Origin of the sequence: Streptomyces sp. McG3, from assembly GCF_018619185.1 — a bacterium.
GTDB lineage: Bacteria > Actinomycetota > Actinomycetes > Streptomycetales > Streptomycetaceae > Streptomyces.
In genome coordinates, this window is sequence record NZ_JAAXYC010000079.1 from 1 (window position 1) to 15,246 (window position 15,246).

Here is a 15,246-nt window from a genome sequence, read left to right on the forward strand (position 1 = left end):
GCCCATGCCTCGGCCCCCGGCCCCGGCCTCAGGAGTGCCGTTGCACCGCAGAAGGATCATTCAGTGCGCCGCCGCGACGATGGCGACGGCCGTCCTGCCGGCCTCCGCGAGGGCCGTGGCAGCGGCACCGAAGGGCCCCACCGACTACGCGACGGCGCTCTGGGCTCCGGCCTCCGCCGCCAACTACACCGTCCCCTCCCGCCCTTCGGAGCGCCGGATCGACCGCGTCGTCATCCATGTCGCCCAACAGCTGTTCACTCCGACGGCGGGCATCTTCCGCAACCCCTCCGAGCAGGTGTCGGCCCACTACGTGGTGCGCTCCGGCGACGGCCATGTCGCCCAGTGCGTACGCGAGAAGGACATCGCCTGGCACGCGGGCAACTGGAGCTGGAACACCCGGAGCATCGGCATCGAGCACGAAGGGTGGGTGGACCGCCCGGAGTTCTTCACCGACGTCATGTATCTGCGGTCCGCCAGGCTCACCGCGGACATCTGCGACCGCCACGGCATCCCCAAGGACCGGGAGCACATCGTCGGCCATCACGAGGTGCCCGGCAGCGACCACACCGACCCGGGCGTCCACTGGGACTGGGAACGCTATCTCCGGCTCGTCGTCGACGCCGCCTGAGCGCCCTCCCCCTCCACCCGTGGTGATGACTCTCCGCAGCGAGCTTGTCGCGGAGGCCGACGGCGACGACGATGGGAGGGCACGACGGCCCTGGACGGGAGGGTGAGTTGACGGATCCCTGGGTGGCCCTGGCGGCGGACACCGATCCCGGCGAACGGAACGGCGCACTGCGCCGCGCCCATGACGTGTTCACCTCGGCGGGACGCCTGGAGCGGCCGGTCCGTGCCGTGGTCGGCGCGTCCTGGCGACGGTCGGCACGGGCCCGGGTCAGTCCGGACGACGCACCCGCGGTGGAGCTCGGCCCCGACGAGCTGGGCCCCTACCGGGCGGCGCACCCCCTGGCCCGTGCGATGCCCGTGATCCGCGAGCTGATGGGTGCGTACGCGACGGACGGGGAACACCTGCTGGCCGTCTGCGACGCCCACGGCCGCCTCCTGTGGGTCGAGGGGCATACGGCGGCGCGGCGGCGGGCCGGCCTGATGAACTTCGTGGAGGGCGCCCGCTGGGCCGAGTCCGTGGCGGGGACGAACGCGCCGGGAACAGCCATCGCCGTCGACCGTCCGGTCCAGGTCTTCGCCGCCGAGCACTTCCTGCGACCCGTACAGCAGTGGACCTGCGCGGCGGCGCCGTTGCACGATCCCCTTACGGGCCGGGTGCTGGGAGCCGTGGACATCACGGGCGGCGACCGGCTCGCCCACCCGCACAGTCTGGCGTTCGTCCAGGCCGTGGCCCGGGCCGCGGAGTCACAGCTCGCGCTGCTGACGCCGCCGTCCGATTCCGATGCCGAGTCGGTGCGGCTGACCGCGCTGGGCAGGGACGAGGCGTTGCTGGTGGCGCGCGGGCGCCGGCTGCGGCTCAGCCGGCGGCACAGCGAGATCCTGGTCGCCCTGACCCGTCGGCCGGAGGGCCTGAGCGGGGACGAGCTGCTGGTGGAGCTGTACGAGGACGAGTCGGTGCCCCCGGTGACCCTGCGGGCCGAACTTTCACGGCTCCGGCGGCTGTTGGGTCCCGATCTGCTGGACTCGCGCCCGTACCGGCTGGCCGTCCCGGTGGACGCCGATTTCGACACGGTGACGCGCCGGCTGGGTTCGGGCGCGGTGACGGCGGCGCTGGGCGCGTACACCGGCCCGCTGTTGCCGGGTTCCCGGGCCCCCGCGGTCGTACGGCTGCGACGGCGGATCTCGGAGCAGCTGCGGGCGGCGCTGATCGCCCGGGCAGATCCGGGGCTGCTGGCCGACTGGGCCTACAGCCCGTGGGGCGAGGAGGACCTGCCGGTGTGGCGCGCGCTGGCCGGGGCGGTTCCGGTGGACCAGCGGGCGGCGCTGCTGGCCCGGGTACGGGGGCTGGACGCCGAGCAGCGCGGCTAAAGCGTGTTGCAGAAGGGTGGGTGTGGGCAGGCCGGGATGGCGTTTGACCTGCTGGTTCAGCCGGTCATGGCGAGGTTGTGCATGGTGGCGACGGCTTGGACGGCGTGGTGGAGTCCGTCTCCTTTCTGGCGGCAGTCGCGGAGGATTTTCCAGTTCTTCATGCGGGCGAAGGTGTGCTCGACGCGGGCGCGGACGCGTCGGTGTTCGGCGTTGTCCTCCTCCTGGCCGCGCAGGAGTGGGCGTCCGGCTCTTCTGCGGTGCGGGACGATCAAGCCGGTCCCCAGGTAGGCGCCGTCTGCGATGACCGTTGTCCCGGCCGCGACGGCGGGCAGGTCCGATTCTCGCCAGGCGTGGGCGTCGGCCTTGTTCCCGGGGACGGGGCGGGCTGAGGCGATCACCAGGCGGCTGTCCGCATCGATGATGACCTGCACGTTCGCCGAGAACCGATAGTTACGGGAGGACGCGGCGACCGTGCGGTCGCGGACCGGGACGAGGGTTCCGTCCACGATCCACAACCGTTCGACATCCGCGACGGGCCGCGGCGCCGGCTCGATCGCGAGGAGCGGCCGCAGGCGATGAATGACCCGGCAAACGGTGGCTGGGGAGATCCCGAAGAGCGGGGCAAGCTGGCGCATCGTGAGGTTGGTCCGGTAATAGACGGCCACCAGGAGGACCCGGTCCGCCAGCGGCAGGCACCACGGGCGCCCACCGCCGGGACCGTTTCCTCCCCGCTCCCGTACGGCCTTCACCAACTTCTCGAACCGGCCCATTCGCAAGCCCGTGAACGTCTCCACCCACAACGACTCAGCCCGCAACACCCCACCCATACAAGAGGAATGCCCTATCCCAGACGTTCTGCAACAACCTTTAGGCCGTGTATCGAAAGTGGATCTGCTCGCCTTACTTCCGAGGTAATCGTCTCGGCGTGCCGATGCTGGCAGGGTTGGTGATCCATCCGCGTCGGAGGACGTGGATCAGGACGGAGAGGTCAGTCATGTCCATAGCCACACCGGCCACGGGCACTGTGGTTGAGGAGCTGTTGCGCAGGATCGGCGAGGGTAACCCCGAGCGCATCGCCGAGATGTATGCCGAGCAGGGTGATTGGAAGCTCGCCTGGCCGGAGGCCGAGCACGGCCGTACTGCCACACCGTGGATCCGCCACCGGTCCACCCGGGCCGACGCGGCCGCCCACTATCGCGAGCTTGCCGAGTACCACGTGCCGGAGCATGTGGCGACTGAGGTTGAGCGCATCCTTGTCGACGGAAGCGACGCGGTCGTGCTGGGCGAGATCCGTCAGACCGCCCGGCCCACCGGACGTGCCTACAAGGCGCGGTTCGCTCTGCATCTCACCGTCGCAGACGGCCTTGTCACCCGGCACCATGTCTACGAGGACAGCCTGGCCGTCGCCCAGGCTTTCGAAGCGAAGGATCAGTGAAAGACCATCGGGCATTCGCGAAGACGCTGCTCACAGCCACTCGTTGATGGTCGCGACGAGGACGGTCGCCTCGTAGCGGACCGCCAGCTTGTCGAAGCGCGTGGCGACGGCCCGGTGCCTCTTGAGGCGGTTGATCCCGCACTCGACCGCGTGACGCTCACGGTAGTCGGCCGGGTCGAAATAGGGCGGCCGACCTCCACGAGAACCAAGCCTCCGGCGGTTCCGTGCCTGGTCGGCCTTGTCAGGGATGGTGCAGCGGATCCCGCGCCGCCGCAGGTAGGCGCGGTCTCTGCGAGAGGCGTACGCGCCTTGTCGGCCCGCACCCGATCGGGTCGGACGCGTGGTCGGCCCTGCCCGATGCGGGGCACGCGGACCTTCTCCAGCACCGGCTCGAATTGCGGCGAGTCCCCACGCTGCTCGGCCGTCACCACGATCGACATGGGTTTCTGGCCCTGTTCGACGGCCAGGTGCAGCTTGGTGGTGAAGCCGCCACGTGATCTTCCCAGCCCGTGATCATGGGGCTCGGCGAAAATGCCGCCCGGTGGTTCCTTCTGCAGGTCGCCCTGCTTGCGGGCCCCGGCCGCATGCTGATGGGCGCGGCAGACTGTGGAGTCGACGCTCAGGTCCCACACGATCGCCCCCTTCGCGTCGGCCAGGGACTGGAGCCGGGTGAGGATCCACTGCCAGGTGCCGTTCCGCTGCCATCGGCGGAACAGGTCGTAGATCCGGCTCCACGGTCCGTACTCAACAGGGACGTCCCGCCATGGAACTCCGGTCCGGACCCGGAACCGTATGCCGTCGATCAATTGTCGCCGAGGCCAGACCGGCGGCCGACCCGCCTTGATGCCCCTCGGCAACAACGGCTCCAGTGTTGCCCACTGCTCGTCCGTGAGATCTCCCCGCCCCATGAACCGTGATCATCACAACTCAAGATCCACTTTCGATACACGGCCTGGGGCTTTCCGTTTGGATCAGCCCGGGCTCACGGGCTCCGGCACCTACATCTGCGGCGTCGTCCTGCCGACGCCCGGCCGACAGGACGGTGACGACAGACCGTGGAGGGCGCCCGGCGACGCCGTTGCAACGCCCTTGCAACGTCCCCGTCCCTAGCCTCGCGCCGAGGGCCGTCCAACGACGGGCGGCGCCGGACCCGGGAGGCCACTGAGATGACCCGTTACGCAGCGCCGGGCACCGAGGGCGCGATCGTCACCTACGCGTCCCGCTACGACCACTGGATCGGCGGCGCGTACGTCCCGCCGGCCCGGGGCCGGTACTTCGAGAACCCGAGCCCCGTCAACGGCCGCCCGTTCACCGAGATCGCACGCGGTACGTCCGAGGACGTCGAACTGGCCCTGGACGCCGCCCATGCGGCGGCCCCGGGCTGGGGAGCCACATCCGCCGGGGACAGGGCCTCGGTGCTGAACAGGATCGCCGACCGGATGGAGGCTCAGCTGGAGGAGCTGGCGGTCGCCGAGAGCTGGGAGAACGGGAAGCCCGTACGGGAAACGCTGGCGGCCGACATTCCGCTGGCCATCGACCACTTCCGCTATTTCGCGGGGGCTCTGCGCGCCCAGGAGGGTTCGCTCAGCGAGATCGACGACGACACCGTCGCGTACCACTTCCATGAGCCGCTGGGTGTGGTCGCCCAGATCATCCCGTGGAACTTCCCCATCCTGATGGCCACCTGGAAACTCGCGCCGGCGCTGGCCGCGGGCAATGCGGTGGTCCTGAAGCCGGCCGAGCAGACGCCTGCCTCGATCCACTACTGGCTGAGCCTGGTGGCGGATCTGCTTCCGCCCGGCGTCGTCAACATCGTCAACGGCTTCGGAGTGGAAGCCGGGAAGCCACTCGCCTCAAGCCCGCGCGTCGCGAAGATCGCCTTCACCGGTGAGACCACGACGGGGCGGTTGATCATGCAGTACGCCTCCGAGAACATCAAGCCGGTGACGTTGGAGCTGGGCGGCAAGTCGCCGAACATCTTCTTCGACGACGTCTCGCGCGCCGACGACGACTTCCTCGACAAAGCGCTCGAAGGTTTCACCATGTTCGCCCTCAACCAGGGCGAGGTGTGCACGTGCCCGTCTCGTGCTCTCATTCAGCGCGGCCACTACGGCGCGTTCCTGGAGGCCGGCATCGCCCGCACGGAACAGATCGTGCCGGGTCACCCGCTGGACACCGACACGATGATCGGCGCCCAGGCCTCCAACGACCAGCTGCAGAAGATCCTTTCGTACCTGGACATCGGCCGGCAGGAGGGAGCGAAGATCCTGACGGGTGGCCTGCGCATCGAGCACGACGGTGAGCTGGCGGGCGGCTACTACGTCCAGCCGACGGTCCTTGAGGGCGACAACCGGATGCGGGTCTTCCAGGAGGAGATCTTCGGCCCGGTCGTGGCCGTGACGTCCTTCACGGACTTCGACGACGCCATCAGCACGGCGAACGACACCCTGTACGGGCTGGGGGCCGGAGTCTGGACCCGCGACGTCAACACGGCCTACCGGGCGGGGCGCGGGATCAAGGCAGGCAGAGTCTGGACGAACTGCTACCACGCCTACCCGGCGCACGCGGCCTTCGGCGGCTACAAGCAGTCGGGTATCGGCAGGGAGAACCACAAGATGATGCTGGAGCACTACCAGCAGACGAAGAACGTTCTAGTTTCATACAGCCCTCAGAAACTTGGGTTCTTCTAGAGCCTCAAGTTGGTTGCCTGGAAGGAGTTTCGCCCTTTCGGGCACCCACAGGGCGCAGCAACTATCCGTGACCAGCCAGCAACCTTCAGAACCCGTTCACCGCGATTCTGCGCCCGTCCCGGGGTAGCTACGGGCCAACTAAGAGGTCGTTTTCGTCCGATGTTTCATCCCGAGATGGCATGTTCTGTGTTTGTTCTCGGGTCGCGCCAGGAGATGGTGTTCTCGTTGGTGAGGCGGCGGGCCATGAGGTCGGTCATGGCGATGTGGATGACGGCTTCGGAGCGGGTGGGCAGGGTTTCGTAGTCGCGGGCCAGGCGGCGGTGGAGCATGAGCCAGCCGTAGGTGCGCTCGACTGCCCACCGTTTCGGGATCGGGGTGAATCCCCTGCTCCCAGGCTTGCGGGCTGCGATTTCCATGTCGATGCCGAGGGTGGCGGCGTGCTCGACGAGGTGCTGGCGGTAGCCGCCGTCGACCCACGCCTTGCGGATGCCCGGGTGGTTGGCGGCGACCTGGTCGAGCAGTGCGGTGCCGGCAACGGAGTCCTGCACGGTGGCTGCGGTCACCGGCACGGTGAGGAGAAGGCCGAGTGTGTCGGTGACGATGCTTCGCTTCCTGCCGACGATCTTCTTGCCGGCGTCGATGCCCTGGCCGGAGGCGGGGACGCTGGTGGAGGTCTTGACGCTCTGGGCGTCGATCACGCAGGCCGTTGGTTCGGCGTCCCGGCCTTCCTTCTCTCGCAGAAGCTGCCGGAGCAGACCGTTGAGCTGGGCGAACACGCCCTCGTCGGCCCATTTGGCGAAGTAGCCGTAGACGGTGTTCCAGTGCGGGAAGTCGTGCGGGAGGTAGCGCCACTGGACCCCGGTGCGGTCCACGTACAAGATCGCGTCCATGATGTCGCGCAGGTCGTGCTCGGGCGGCCGGCCGAAAGCCAGGGCCCTGCCACGGCGCTCGAAGCGCCACGCGGCCAGGACCGGCTCGATCAACTCCCAGCGGGCATCGGACAGATCACTCGGATACGGACGTCGCTTCGGCATGTTTCCGGCGTACCGCGCCGGACCGAATGCGCCCAGGCGCACAACAATGACGACAGAAGCACACGACCGCGAAGACCGGACATCCTGGGATGAGACAGGAGCACGTAGCCTTCCGCCCCATCCGCAACCCCACCCGGCCCGCAGGAATCGCCCACCACAACAACCCCACCTGAACCGCGCCCCAACACTCCGAGAATCTGCCGATAGGCGGGCGGACCAGGTGAAAAGGACCTCTAAGGGCGTGCACTGCGGCCACCAGCATCCTCATCACCTGCTGACCCCACGAAGAAGAGGAGGGCCCCCGGTTCCGGCCCCGGTTGCACCTACCCAAACCGGGCCTGATCACATACAGATGCCCCGGTCCCCGTGGGCTTGTTCCTCTACCACGGGGCCGGTCGAGTGGTGACTCTTCGCGATGATCGCAGGGCATGAGGGCCCCTCACGAGGGTCGGCTAGGGTCCGGCGCTTTCAGACGGCCCGGCGGCGGAGCTCCTTCTTGTCAGGTTTGCCCGCATCCGTCAGCGGCAGCGCGTCCACGAACTCAATGCGATCGGGTATGTACAGTTCTCCGCGCCCGTCGCGGACCAGCGCGCGCAGGTCCGCCGCGGTGGTGGTGCTGCCGGGTACGAGGACAACGGTGGCGTGGATGCGCTCGATGCGGCCCTGGTCACGGACGCCGTAGACGGCGCTGTGGCGGACGTCGGGGTGGGTGTGGAGGAAGTCCTCCAGTTCTGTGGTGTACACGTGGCCGCCGACCACGGCGATCATGTCCTTGATGCGGTCGACGACCGTGAGGTACCCCTTGGCGTCGAGACAGCCGAGGTCGCCGGTGTGCAGCCACCCGTCCGTTTCGAGAACCTCGGCGGTCAGCTCGGGGTCCTTGAAGTAGTCGTCCATCACCTGGGGTCCTCGGACGCAGATCTCGCCGACTTCGCCGTACGGGAGCGCCGTGCCGTTCGCGGTCCGGATCTCGACGTCGACGCCGGGAATCACACGGCCCGCCGTGCGCAGGACATCGAGGCGGTCGGGGTCGTGTTCCCCTGCGGGCAGCACGCTGACGGCGCCGGCCTCGAACTGCCCGTAACTCTGCTGCAGGACGCGACCGAAGCGGCGGACGGCCTCGGCGATGCGGACCGGGGAGGACTGGCAGCTGCCGTAGGTGATCCGCTGCAGGCTGGAGGTGTCGGTGGTCTCGATGTCCGGGTGGTCGAGGACCTGGTAGAGGTGCGGGGGCAGCAGGAGTACGTGGGTGATCTCCTCGCGTGCGATCGTCGCGAGGACCTCGCCCGCGTCGAAGCCGTCGTGCAGGACGACGGTGCCACCGCTCGCGAGGGTGGCATCAGCGAGGAAACCGCCCGCGTGGGAGAGGGGGGTGCACACCAGGTCGCGGCGGGCCGCGCCGAACAACTCCTGGAGCAAGCCTGTGTTCTGCATCCGGGTGAACGTGCCACGCACCCCCTTGGGGTGGCCGGTGGTTCCGCCGGAGTGCCGGATCATGCACAGGTCCTCGGGACGGGCCCGGCTTTTCACCGGCGCTTGCGGCTGCGGCGCGGCGAGCGCGAGCAGGTCCTCGCCGCGGGCCGGCCCGTCTGGAGGAACCGGCCCGAGCACCAGGACCTGTTCCACCGGGACGAGTTCGGTGATCTGTGTGGCCCGGGCAGCCAGCTGGGGGTCGACGATGAGTGCGTACGTCTCCACATCGGCGACTATTTTTGCCTGCACGTCCGCGCCGAGCCTGTTGTAGAGGTGGTTGTAGTGCGCGCCCAGCAGGTTCACCGCGTACCGTACCGCGATGGTCTCGGGCAGATTCCCGCACAGCAGCGTCACCGCCCGGCCCGGCCCCACCCCGCGATCTTCCAGGGCACGCGCCAGCCGGTAGACGAGGGACCGGAACTCCTCAGCTCCAACACGACGGTCACCATGGTCGCCGGCAACGACGACCTCCCGGCCGGGGGTGGCGCAGAGGCCATCGAGGATGTCCTCGACGTAGTTGCGGAACGTGGCGGTGGACATGGGACCTTCTCTCCTGCACGTGCGGGCTTGCGCTCCGAGTGTGGTGATCCGGGTGGATGCCTCGGGGTCCTCTTGCGCCCTTGGCAGGGCGGGGCGGTGTCAACCGATGCGGATGCACTTCCAAGTACAGCCGGGGTTGCGTTGTCGATCAAGACCGGGCTGCACGAGGTGCGGGCACGAAGAGCCCTTTTGGCTTGATCATGTACCTGCACCAGTGCTGGAACGAAGTCGAATGAGACGGGACATGCTGTGCCCGGACCGCGTTGCAAGGTCACTGTCCGGGTGGCCATACATGCGGGCCGTGGGGGCGGAGTTCTGTAGGTATGGGGCAGCTGGTGACGGCGCACTTCTCGCATCCCGGGCCGGAGGCACTGTAGGCCGGGTGCTGCTGTCGCTGGGTGAGTGGGCGGGGATGACCTGCGTATTCGAGCAGCAGGAGTGCGGAGTCGTCCATCGGGGACGTGGCGGTGGTGTGCCGCTGCACGTCTTTGCGAAGGAGTTCCAGTCCGGTTGCCAGGGTGTCGTCCCTCATGAGTCCGGCGCGCGTGCTGAGGGGGTAGAAGTGTCCGGCTGGGTCGCGGGCCTCGTCGAGGCCATCGGTGTGGAACAGGACTCGGTCTCCGGTGATGAGTGTGCGGTCATGACGGCCTGGCCTGCAGTGGCCCAGTACGTCCAGCCCGAGAGGCATTCCGGGCCGGTCGGGCTCCGCCCAGGTGATGCCGCCCGGGGCGGGGAGGACCAGCGGCGCGGGGTGGCCGTAGTTCAGAAGAGACAGTGTGCCGTCGTCGGAGAGTTCCGCGAGAACGGCGGTGACGAACCGGTCGCCGACATTGTGTCGGGTCAGGGCGCAGGACATCTTGAGTCCCACCGTCTCCAGGCGGGCGGCGACGGGGGCACTTTCGCGGAAGGCGGCCAGGATGCTGGCTGCTGTGCGGACGGCGCCCAGCCCCTTGCCCTGGACGTCCCCGATCACTACGCGTATGCCGCCGCGGACCGGGGTCACGTCGTAGAAGTCGCCGCCGATCTGTGCGGTGTTCGCGGCGGATTCGTAGGACGCCGCGATGCGCGCGGGCCCGGGTGAGGTGGGCACCGAACCGATGATGGCGTCCTGTGCGGTTCCGGCGATGTCACGGATCTGTGTGAGTTGGCGTTCGTGGCGGGTTCTGGTGCGGGCTGCGATGGCGGAGAGGGCAGTGACGAGGCCCAGGGCCAGCAGCGGCACGATTCCCCCGGATGAGCCGAGCAGGTGGTAGTGATGTGCGAGGGCGGTCGCAAGGACACCGGCGAGAAGGCCGGTGCCGATGACTCCGCCTGCCGTGTTGCGGGAGGCGGCGACGGCCGGTGCCACCACGAAGACGGCGAGGAGGGGCACCTGCGGTCCGAGGAGCACGTCGGTCAGGGCGACGGCGAGTGCGAGCAGGGCGCCTGCGCAGGCGCCCGCGGCGTGCCGCGTGGTGGGCATACGGGGCTGTTTCATGGCTCCTTCTCCGTGCGGGACGCCGAGGGCCGGGCATGAATCCGGTAGGGGGTCAGGCTTCGGTGGCGGTGGGGCCGGTTCCGACCCTCTCGGCGTTGCGCCGGGTCTTCGCCCAGCCGGTTCTGCCGCGCAGGAGGCGTACGGAGCCGCGGGCCGAGACGATGAACAGGTGGTAGGCGTACAGCCACAGGGTGATGCCCCACACCAGTCCGGTGGCATGGGAGCGGTCGGGGGCGAACTCCCGCCGGTAGACCGGGCCCCACAGCAGGAAGGGCACGACCGACAGGATCCCCAGCGCCAGCGCGAGCGGCCAGGCGGCGAACAGCACGGCGCCCCCGACGCCGGTGGCGAGAACGAGCAACAGGAACGCGGTCAGCACCAGGACCGTGAGGTGGGCGATCGGCTGGAAGAACGTGTAGAGCGATTCGAGGACACCGCGGGCGCGGTAGTGGCGCGAGCCGATGATCCGGCCCGTGTACCGCACGCACTGGATGTTGCCCTGGGCCCACCGGGTGCGCTGGGTCAGGAACCGCCGGGTGTACGGCAGGGCCTCCTGCGACACCCAGGTGTCGGCGACATGGGTGACGCGGTAGCCCGCCAGGCGTATCTGCATACCGAGCTCGTAGTCCTCCAGGAGGGCGTCCTGCTTCCAGGGCCGGCGTTCAGCGGCGGCGATCCGGTCGAGAGCGGTAAGGCGGGTGAACTGGCCGTTACCGCCCAGGCCGACCGATCCGGTCCGGCGGCGCAGCAACTGCATTCCGGTGTTGGAGACGGCGAACTCCGCGTCCTGCATCCGGACCAGCAGGCGCGCGTAAGCGTTGGCGAGCCGGCCGCGGTCGGGCAGCGGGCGTGCGTCGTCCACGTTCCGCATACGTACGCCGATCTGCACGCCCCCCGTCTCCGGGTCCCCGAAACCGTCCGGGCCGCTGACGTACGCCGCCGCGTCGGGTGACAGCCGGCCGTCGGCGTCGACCACGCAGACGACGACACGGGAGCGGTTCACCTCACCCAGATGGGTGTTCATCGCCTCGTACGCGGCGTTGAGCGCGGCCCCCTTCCCGGTGCGGGCGTCGGGGCGGCGGCGGGAGACGAGCCGGACATAGCTGTCCTCGGCGGCGAGGGCCGTCACGATCTCACCGGTGCGGTCGTCGCTGGCGTCGTCGATGACCCAGACGTGAGAGGCCGGGAAATCGGTTCGCAGGCGGGTGACCGTGGTCGCGATCACGGCTTCCTCGTCCCGGCACGGAACGAGGAAGTGCCAGTCGTGGGCGGCGGGATCGCCCGGCTCCGTGGGGCCGCTACGGGCGTAGGCGTGCCTGGAGCCGGCCCAGTAGAGCAGGAAGCCGCCGAGGAGCAGGAAAGGGAACAGGTAGAGAAAGAACTCCGGGATCATGTGAACCTTCCACGGGATCGGTAGCGGGCGGCCGGCTTCCGCTCGGCGTCACACAAGCAAGCGTGTGGAAGCGGGACCGTCGGCTGCTCCTGAGCGGGGCGGGCACGGGGCAGGGCCGTCGGCGGCCCGCCGCTGGTCAGGCGTCGGCCATCTCGGGGGCGGGTGCGGCCGTACGCGGGGTGCTGTCCGGCATCATTCCGGCGACCAGGTCCGCGATACGGCGCGAGGCGGTGCCGTCACCGAACGGGCTGGGCAGTGCCGCCAGCCCGCGCAGCCCTTCGGGGCCCTCGGCGAGGCGGCGGCGCACCGCCGCCCCGGTGCCGGGTCCGGGTGCGACGAGGTCGGCGAAGTCGATCAGTGCCTCGGGGCGTTCGGTGGACCGTCGGACCACCACCAGAGGGCGGCCGAGGACGGTCGTCTCCTCCTGGATCCCGCCGGAGTCGGAGACGATGACGGCGGCGTGCCGGGCCAGCGCGAGGAACGTGCTGTAACCGGTCGGGGCGATCACCGTCAGCTCGTCGAGGAGCGGCCGCAGTCCGGCGGCCCCGATCCGGGCCCGGGTGCGCGGGTGCAGGGGCAGCACGACCGGGTGGGTGCGGGTGATCCGGGCCAGCTCGCGCAGAACGCGCGCGAGCACGGCCGGGTCGTCGGTGTTCTCCGGCCGGTGGATCGTCGCCAGGACGTAGCCGTCCGGCGTCAGGCCGAGACCGTCGAGAAGGTCCGTCCGTTCCTGCCGCGCCGGCAGGTGGGTGCGGACCGCCTCCACGACCGTGTTGCCGGTCACGGCGATGCGCTCCTCCTCCAGTCCTTCGGCGAGCAGCAGGGCACGGTTCTGCGGGGTGGCCGCGCACAGCACGTCCGCCAGCCGGTCGATGAGCACCCGGTTGTGCTCCTCGGGCATCGCCCGGTCGTGGCTGCGCAGCCCGGCCTCGACATGGATCAGCGGAATCTCCCGGGCGTTCGCGACGAGGGCGCCGGAAAGGGCCGCGTTGGTGTCACCCTGGACGACGACGACACACGGCGGATCGGCCGCGAACCGCTCGTCGAGCGCGGCGAGCGCGGTCGCGACCTGCACGGCCCTGGGCTGCCCGCCCACGCCGGTCAGATACTCGGGCCCTGGCAGACGCAGCTCCTCCAGGAGGTCGCCGGAAAGGTCGTCGTCGTAGTGCTGGCCGGTGTGGACCACCCGGGCGGCGGGGCCGAGCAGCCGGATGAGTTCGGCGAGCTTGACCAGTTCGGGGCGGGTACCGAGGACGACGGCGACACTGCGATCTGCTGGGAAAGTCATGACCCGAGCTTTACGGTTCGCGGTTGTCGCAACCGTTGCCCATCGGTTGCCCGACGGTTGCTTTGTCCGATTCGAACCACTTCAGGACTTTGGGCCCGGGTCCTCCGCCCCTGGCGGGAGGGGACTGTCGGCCTCCGGCTGCTCGTCCGCCTCGTCGCTCACGAACCGGTACCCCAAGCCCCGCACCGCCTCGACGGGGTCTCGCCCCTCCGGACCGCTCGCATCGCGCAGCTTCCGGCGCAGCCGCAGCACCCCGAACTTGACCCGGTCGGCGCCCAGCGCCGAGTCGTCGCCCCACACACGCGTCAGCAACTGCTTCGTCGTGACGACCCGGCCCCGGTTGCGGACGAGGAGTTGCAGCAGCCGGTACTCGATATCACTGAGCCGCACCTCACCGCCGTACCACACCACGGCCCGCCGCTCCGGGTCGAGCCGCAAGTGCTCCCCCACGCGCTCACCGGTCCACTGCCGGTGCCCGGCCCGGCGCAGCAGAGCCTCGACCCTTGCCAGCAACTCCTCGCCGTCGTACGGCTTGACCAGGTAGTCGTCGGCGCCCGCACGCAACGCCTTCACCCGGTGCCCGACGTCGTCGAGCCCGGAAAGCACCAGGATCGGCAGGTCGCTCATGTCCCGGGCGCGGGCCATGACCCGCCAGCCGTCCAGTCCGGGCACCCGCAGGTCCAGGAGCAGCAGGTCGGGCCGCTCCGCGAACAGCAGCCGCAGCCCCTCACGGCCGTCGGCCGCCGACTGCACCGTGTACCCGCCCCGCACGAGCAGCGCCCGCAGCGCCAGCACCGACGCGGTGTCGTCCTCCACGATCAGCAGCATGGGCATCGCGCACCGCCATCCCGGCGAAGGCATGGACCGGTCCTGGAGAAGTCGGGCCACGCGACCGGCGGCCGGTCTTCCGCCCCGGAACGACGGAGGAGTTCCGGTGCCTTCCGTTCCATGCTCCAAGGATCGGGGAGGTCCCGTGGGACAGGTAGATGGGCACAGCCGATCGGGTGAAGGCGCAAGGTCCCCCGCGCCTCGGTGCGAAGCTGCCCGTGGACGTGGAGAAAACCGATCTGGGAGGCCCTGCCGTTGCTGTGCCGGGCCGCAGATGAAGGGTTGCTGAGGTTCACCTGCGCGGAGACTACGGGAGCAGGCGGATGCACAGGCTGCGGGCCCGCCTCACGTGGTGGAGGCCGGTCGGCACACGGCTCGGAGGAAAGCAGCAATGAGGCACATCCTTGGCCCCGGCTGGAGGGGCGCAGAAGGTGAGCGAAGCCGGAGCGAGGTGACCTTTGGAGGAGCAGTTCGCCGTCCGCTACGGGCAACGCCCTCGGGCTGACAGCCTGTGTGCGTGCTGGCGCTTGCGCCTCGGCGGTCCTGCCAAGAGCTCGGCCCGGTGGACGTTGCAGTCATTGCCTTCGAGGGCTGCGGACGGTGTCCGACGCCCTGGATGACGGGCCCTCCGCGCTCGTCGTGACCTGGGAGAACGCCTGGGCCGCGCGGCCGGCGGCAGCGGTGCGCGAATCCGAGGGCGAGCTGGTGATGCTGGAACGTGTTCTGCGGGACGAAGTCGTCGAAGCGATCGCATCACTCGACGGCAGCTGACAAAGACGAAGGAGACGGCCAGTCATGCCTCAACGATTCGGACGGCCCGGGCTGCTGGGCACCATCGCCCGCACCGCGGTCGTCCCGGGCACCGCGATCGCGGTCTCCAACCGGGTGGAGCGTCGTGACACGCGGCGCCAGGCGGCCGCCCAGCCCCCACGGGGGGCTGGCAACCGCGCCCCCTCCCCCGGCGCCGACACCGGCTCCTGCGGGCACGGACCGGGTTTCCCAGCTGGCCCAGCTCGCCGAGCTAGAGACCCAAGCGCTGCCCACCGAGGAGGAGCTCGCCACCGAGAAGGCCCGCATCCTGGAGGTCTGAACG

14 protein-coding genes are annotated in these 15,246 nt (G+C 69.6%); 6 read left to right on the plus strand and 8 right to left on the minus strand.

Translation table 11 applies throughout. From position 1 onward, the window contains the following. Positions 1–40: 40 nt before the first annotated feature. Positions 41–628, plus strand: a complete 588-nt coding sequence (locus HET64_RS15530) for an N-acetylmuramoyl-L-alanine amidase (protein WP_215105921.1) — start codon at positions 41–43, stop codon at positions 626–628. A gap of 107 nt (positions 629–735) precedes the next feature. Continuing rightward, on the plus strand, positions 736–1,995 hold the full coding sequence (locus tag HET64_RS15535) for a GAF domain-containing protein (protein ID WP_215105923.1): 1,260 nt from the start codon (positions 736–738) through the stop codon (positions 1,993–1,995). Positions 1,996–2,051: 56 nt separating this feature from the next. Here the strand turns inward: HET64_RS15535 and HET64_RS15540 are convergent, their stop codons facing one another. Next, positions 2,052–2,822: a transposase gene (locus HET64_RS15540; RefSeq protein ID WP_215105924.1), complete on the minus strand. Its 771-nt coding sequence runs from the start codon at positions 2,820–2,822 to the stop codon at positions 2,052–2,054. Positions 2,823–2,989: 167 nt separating this feature from the next. Here HET64_RS15540 and HET64_RS15545 point away from each other — a divergent pair, with 167 nt between their 5' ends. Next, the gene (locus HET64_RS15545; protein WP_215105926.1) at positions 2,990–3,430 is read left to right on the plus strand and encodes a nuclear transport factor 2 family protein; all 441 of its coding nucleotides are present in this window, start codon (positions 2,990–2,992) and stop codon (positions 3,428–3,430) included. Positions 3,431–3,460: 30 nt separating this feature from the next. Here the strand turns inward: HET64_RS15545 and HET64_RS15550 are convergent. Then, positions 3,461–4,338, minus strand: a protein-coding gene (locus tag HET64_RS15550) for an IS5 family transposase (protein ID WP_215105928.1) whose coding sequence is annotated in 2 segments (ribosomal slippage) — positions 3,461–3,736 and positions 3,739–4,338 — 876 coding nt in all. Because the reading frame shifts where the segments join, the coding sequence is not laid out codon by codon here. A 258-nt stretch (positions 4,339–4,596) separates the two neighbouring features. On the opposite strand from HET64_RS15550, the gene HET64_RS15555 reads away from it, so the two are divergent. Continuing rightward, positions 4,597–6,120, plus strand: a complete 1,524-nt coding sequence (locus tag HET64_RS15555; RefSeq protein WP_215105930.1) for an aldehyde dehydrogenase family protein — start codon at positions 4,597–4,599, stop codon at positions 6,118–6,120. A gap of 164 nt (positions 6,121–6,284) precedes the next feature. Here HET64_RS15555 and HET64_RS15560 read toward each other — a convergent pair whose 3' ends face one another. The 6 genes from HET64_RS15560 to HET64_RS15585 form a co-directional block, all read right to left on the minus strand. Further along, positions 6,285–7,154 (minus strand): IS5 family transposase, encoded by an 870-nt coding sequence (locus tag HET64_RS15560; RefSeq protein WP_215105932.1) that lies wholly within the window; start codon positions 7,152–7,154, stop codon positions 6,285–6,287. Between the two features lie 468 nt (positions 7,155–7,622). Then, on the minus strand, positions 7,623–9,167 hold the full coding sequence (locus HET64_RS15565) for an AMP-binding protein (protein WP_215105934.1): 1,545 nt from the start codon (positions 9,165–9,167) through the stop codon (positions 7,623–7,625). Between the two features lie 271 nt (positions 9,168–9,438). Continuing rightward, complete coding sequence (locus HET64_RS15570; protein WP_215105936.1) at positions 9,439–10,644, minus strand: PP2C family protein-serine/threonine phosphatase; 1,206 nt, start codon at positions 10,642–10,644, stop codon at positions 9,439–9,441. Between the two features lie 52 nt (positions 10,645–10,696). After that, positions 10,697–12,037, minus strand: a complete 1,341-nt coding sequence (locus HET64_RS15575) for a glycosyltransferase (RefSeq protein ID WP_215105938.1) — start codon at positions 12,035–12,037, stop codon at positions 10,697–10,699. Between the two features lie 136 nt (positions 12,038–12,173). Continuing rightward, the gene (gene wecB, locus HET64_RS15580; RefSeq protein ID WP_215105940.1) at positions 12,174–13,325 is read right to left on the minus strand and encodes a non-hydrolyzing UDP-N-acetylglucosamine 2-epimerase; all 1,152 of its coding nucleotides are present in this window, start codon (positions 13,323–13,325) and stop codon (positions 12,174–12,176) included. Positions 13,326–13,406: 81 nt separating this feature from the next. Continuing rightward, positions 13,407–14,159, minus strand: coding sequence for a response regulator transcription factor (locus HET64_RS15585; protein ID WP_215105975.1), 753 nt, complete (start codon positions 14,157–14,159; stop codon positions 13,407–13,409). A 594-nt stretch (positions 14,160–14,753) separates the two neighbouring features. On the opposite strand from HET64_RS15585, the gene HET64_RS15590 reads away from it, so the two are divergent. Both HET64_RS15590 and HET64_RS15595 read left to right on the plus strand, forming a co-directional pair. Further along, positions 14,754–14,924: a hypothetical protein gene (locus HET64_RS15590; RefSeq protein ID WP_215105948.1), complete on the plus strand. Its 171-nt coding sequence runs from the start codon at positions 14,754–14,756 to the stop codon at positions 14,922–14,924. 124 nt (positions 14,925–15,048) lie between these two features. Next, positions 15,049–15,243: a hypothetical protein gene (locus HET64_RS15595; protein ID WP_251145366.1), complete on the plus strand. Its 195-nt coding sequence runs from the start codon at positions 15,049–15,051 to the stop codon at positions 15,241–15,243. Positions 15,244–15,246 lie beyond the last annotated feature (3 nt).

Bases quoted from the DNA above. Each gene is read 5' to 3' on its own strand.
- HET64_RS15585 (WP_215105975.1), bottom strand. From the start codon at position 14,159: ATGCCCATGCTGCTGATCGTGGAGGACGACACCGCGTCGGTGCTGGCG.
- HET64_RS15555 (WP_215105930.1), top strand. From the start codon at position 4,597: ATGACCCGTTACGCAGCGCCGGGCACCGAGGGCGCGATCGTCACCTAC.
- HET64_RS15560 (WP_215105932.1), bottom strand. From the start codon at position 7,154: ATGCCGAAGCGACGTCCGTATCCGAGTGATCTGTCCGATGCCCGCTGG.
- HET64_RS15545 (WP_215105926.1), top strand. From the start codon at position 2,990: ATGTCCATAGCCACACCGGCCACGGGCACTGTGGTTGAGGAGCTGTTG.
- HET64_RS15540 (WP_215105924.1), bottom strand. From the start codon at position 2,822: ATGGGTGGGGTGTTGCGGGCTGAGTCGTTGTGGGTGGAGACGTTCACG.
- wecB (WP_215105940.1), bottom strand. From the start codon at position 13,325: ATGACTTTCCCAGCAGATCGCAGTGTCGCCGTCGTCCTCGGTACCCGC.
- HET64_RS15565 (WP_215105934.1), bottom strand. From the start codon at position 9,167: ATGTCCACCGCCACGTTCCGCAACTACGTCGAGGACATCCTCGATGGC.
- HET64_RS15575 (WP_215105938.1), bottom strand. From the start codon at position 12,037: ATGATCCCGGAGTTCTTTCTCTACCTGTTCCCTTTCCTGCTCCTCGGC.
- HET64_RS15570 (WP_215105936.1), bottom strand. From the start codon at position 10,644: ATGAAACAGCCCCGTATGCCCACCACGCGGCACGCCGCGGGCGCCTGC.